General features: G+C 44.8%; 3 protein-coding genes. All 3 read right to left on the minus strand.

The genetic code is table 11. The features are described from left to right. Nucleotides 1-414, minus strand: a 414-nt coding sequence (locus MICAI_RS11060; RefSeq protein WP_039900007.1) for a Uma2 family endonuclease, incomplete at its 3' end; no start/stop codon positions are given. Between the two features lie 38 nt (nucleotides 415-452). Further along, the gene (locus MICAI_RS11065; RefSeq protein ID WP_008201672.1) at nucleotides 453-920 is read right to left on the minus strand and encodes a DUF29 domain-containing protein; all 468 of its coding nucleotides are present in this window, start codon (nucleotides 918-920) and stop codon (nucleotides 453-455) included. Then, nucleotides 917-3,265 (minus strand): HD family phosphohydrolase, encoded by a 2,349-nt coding sequence (locus MICAI_RS11070; RefSeq protein WP_008201676.1) that lies wholly within the window; start codon nucleotides 3,263-3,265, stop codon nucleotides 917-919. Before MICAI_RS11070 ends, MICAI_RS11065 begins: the two co-directional genes overlap by 4 nt. Between the last annotated feature and the right edge of the window lie 405 nt (nucleotides 3,266-3,670).

A 3,670-nucleotide genomic window follows, 5' to 3' on the forward strand; every position in this document is an offset into this window, starting at 1 on the left:
GGAAGTAAAGTCCACTTCTATGGCTAAATCGGGAGGAGGATCGACAGTTAAATCAATTCTCTCTTTGCCTAAAATTGCCTCTCTATTATCAATATAAAAACAAGTATCTGGCTCTACTCCTGCTTCCCCCGGAATTTTCAAGGTAATCGGATCAAAACATTCCCAGTCTTTGCCTTGACGACGAAGGATAATTTTTACTAAATCACTTAAAAGATTGATACGTTTGCCATGACTTGGTAAGGGAGACATAAGCCGAATTTCTTGCGTTTTGCGATTAAAACAGAGTTTGGGATAGGTTTTTTGGAGACGTAAACTCAGTAATCTTTCGTAATCTTCCCAAGTCTGATGCGGAAAAATTACTTGACTGCCCGGAGATAAAGATAAAGTATTTTCGTTGAGAGTAATTAGGAGCATTTTGGTAATTATCCTTGATTTTTAGCTGTGGGATTTAACTAATTTCGCTCTGGCAACCAATGCCTATCAAGCATTTGTTCGAGAGAATAGGGACAATTTAGAGGGAAATTGTGAGGAGATATTTCAGTTTTTTGCCCGACAATAAAAACGGCATCTTGATAGATTTTTTCTTGGTTATCTAGGAGATATTTTTCTAAATTTGTGCTTAAATATCCATTTAGCTGAACTCTAAAAGTGGCTATTTCTCCTTGCCAATGGCGATGATTTAATTCAAATTCTTCTGACCAATATTGCCACAATAAAAGATGAATAATTATCTGTCTTAAAAAACTCTCAACTCGATTTTTATCCAGTTTGCTCAAAGCCTCCAACTCCTCGATTAAATGTTGAATATCCAACTCAGCTAGACGATTTTCCTTGAGAAGTTTAATTGTTTCAGTTAACCAGAGATGTTCATCTTGTTCGTATAGAAATTGTAACTGATTTAGCCAAGTATCTTTTTTCATATTTTTTTGGCTGAGGAGACTTCTAAAACTGCTTTCGGGTAGGCAATGCGTTGATGGTGGAATTGTTGCCAAACTTGCACAAAAACCTCGGCAATAATTGGTAATTCCTCCTGACGAATACCACTATCTACTAATTGTTGATCGCGCCATCGGGCCTGAAAAATCTTTTTGATCATATCCATGGCTTGTTCTGGGGATGCCTCCTTCAGCGATCGCAAAGCGGCCTCGCTACTATCGGCTAACATAACGATCGCCGTTTCTCGCGATTGGGGAATCGGACCATCGTAGCGAAAGACCGCCTCATCGACGAATTCTTGACCATTTTGGGCGGATTTTTGCAAAGCTTGCTGATAAAAATAGGAAATTAAGAGATTACCTTGGTGTTCGGGAATAAAATCGCGGACGACTCGCGGTAAACCGTGTCTGCGGGCCATGACTAACCCTTCGCTAACGTGCTTTTTAATAATCTCGGCGCTGACATAGGGATCATTAATTTCATCGTGTTTATTCGGGCCACCCATTTGATTTTCAATAAAACCGAGAGGATCGTGCATTTTCCCGATATCGTGATAGAGGGTTCCCGTGCGAATTAATTCCACATTACAGTGCAGTTTTCGGGCGGCCGCTTCAGCTAAACAGGCGACAAAAAGGGTATGTTGAAAAGTCCCCGGTGCTTCCGTGGCCAAACGTTTGAGCAAACTACAATTAGGATTGGACAACTCCACCAGACGAATGGGAGTGACCACATCGAAACAGCGTTCCAAATAGGGGGATAATCCTAGGGCGATTACCGTCCAAGCTATTCCCGATAGACCATAGACGAGGGCCGTGGGTAGTAGAGTATAGATGATCGTGCTGGCCGTGGCGCTAACGATTAGGTAAGTGAGCAGATAAACACCCCCTTGGCTGACTCCGATTCCCATCCCTAGCAGCGATAATTCATCCCTAGAACGCAATTTTCCCGCTATCATAGCCGCTAATAGTCCCCCTATCGTCCCGGCGATTAAATCGGCGCTGATACCTTGGATGCTGAATAGGGAAAGACCGGCAGTTAAGAGGACTTGGGTGACGGCCAGAGTCGGGCCGTAGAAACTGCTGACTAATAAACCCACGGCTGCCAGATTGGTAAAGGGAATATTGGCGATCGCTAGGATCGGTGTGGTAAAACTTAGTAAACCCAAGAGAATAAAATCCCGGTGACGCAGAGGCCGATGGAGACGCTGGGCAACGAGGCAAAAAGTCCCGATTGCGCTGGTGACAAGGATTGCCGTTGACCCTAAACCCATCCAGTTAATGCCCCGTTCGCTCAAACCAAAGCCATCGATGAGAACAAACTGAGCTTGAGTAATTTTTTCGCCTGCTTTAACGATAATTTGACCGGTTTGAGCGCTAGACATGACCATATCTACCGCTTCCACCGCTTTAGCGGCTTGTTCTTTGGTTGCCTCCCGATCTTCTATCAGGTTCGCTTCTCCCTCCAGGGCCGCTAGAAGGATATTTTCGGCTAAAGACTGCTGGCGACCGGTTAGGCGATCGCTGCTAATCTGCACGGCGATGGTATCCTGTAGGTGACTGGTGGAAATCCCCGGGGGAATGCCTTGCACCAAAATCCGGCGACCCGCTTGCAGGACGGCTTTTTCTAGGTTTTGCCACTCTCGATCGCCCATTTGGGCCACTGTGATCAGATCGGCATATTTGAGTTTATTTAAGCTGGAATGCCGATAATTTTGGCTGGTTTGCTCCTTTATTTGCCGTAATTGCTCCAATCGATCGATAAATTGCTCAAAGCTTCCCTTCGTCACGCGCTGACGATAGGCTTGGATTTCGCTAACAGCATATTCCTGCTCTTTTGTCAAGAGGTTTGTAAAAGATTCTTCATAGTTGAGGCGGCTCTGTAGAGTTGACCATTGAGGGGCAGAAAAGGTGAGCAGCGTTTCCATTGTGGCGTTGGAAATAGTCCTGCCCATTAAAATGGAATTTTTTCGCAAAATTGGGCGAATTTGACTTAATTGCCCTAAAGTGTCCTGCAGCGATCGCTCGATCTGGTCGGTGGTTTGGGGGTCTCTTTTCAGCCGGGGAAGCAGTCCAGCCCGAATTTTTTGGCGTTTGAGGTCGGTGGTTTCTTGGTCTTGAAAACTGGCATCTTCGGGGGCGATAATTGTGACGGGGGAAATAGTCCCGACGGCCAATTTCGGCTGATTATAGAAACGATAACCGACCACGCTAGTCAGACAACCGACGGTAAACAGGAAGATTAAGGGTCGTCGCAGTTTACCCAGGGAGTAAGAGCGAGATTTTCGGGCAGAATCAGGAAAAACAGTGAAAGAATGCAGAAAATGATTCATAAATTCCAGCTAAATTCTATAAACTGCGCCACCATGCCCAGAGGAAAAATACCAGCAACTTGGTTTTGTGTTTCCCTTTCTATTTTAAGGACTCCCTGTACAAAAAAATTTTTTCTCGAAAGGTAAGGTAAGCTGCCCGCGCATTTAAATTGCTTGTTGAGATAAGGCACTCATGCAAGAGGCAAAAGGCAAAAAGGGGAATAAATAATCAGTCTTTAATAACCAGATTTAGTATAACCTATCCCTGCGTCTTCATCGGCCCGCATCCTGTAGGGGCGAAGCATTCGGGCAATAACCTATTGCTGAAACCGTAGATTTTCTATCCGAATGCTTCGCCCGTACTTTTTCAGCACAGAAAACGGGTTTCTCCGAGAAACCCGTTTTCTACTCATGGACACCCCCCTT

Origin of the sequence: Microcystis sp. T1-4 (assembly GCF_000297435.1) — a bacterium.
In the GTDB taxonomy this organism is placed as follows: Bacteria; Cyanobacteriota; Cyanobacteriia; order Cyanobacteriales; family Microcystaceae; genus Microcystis.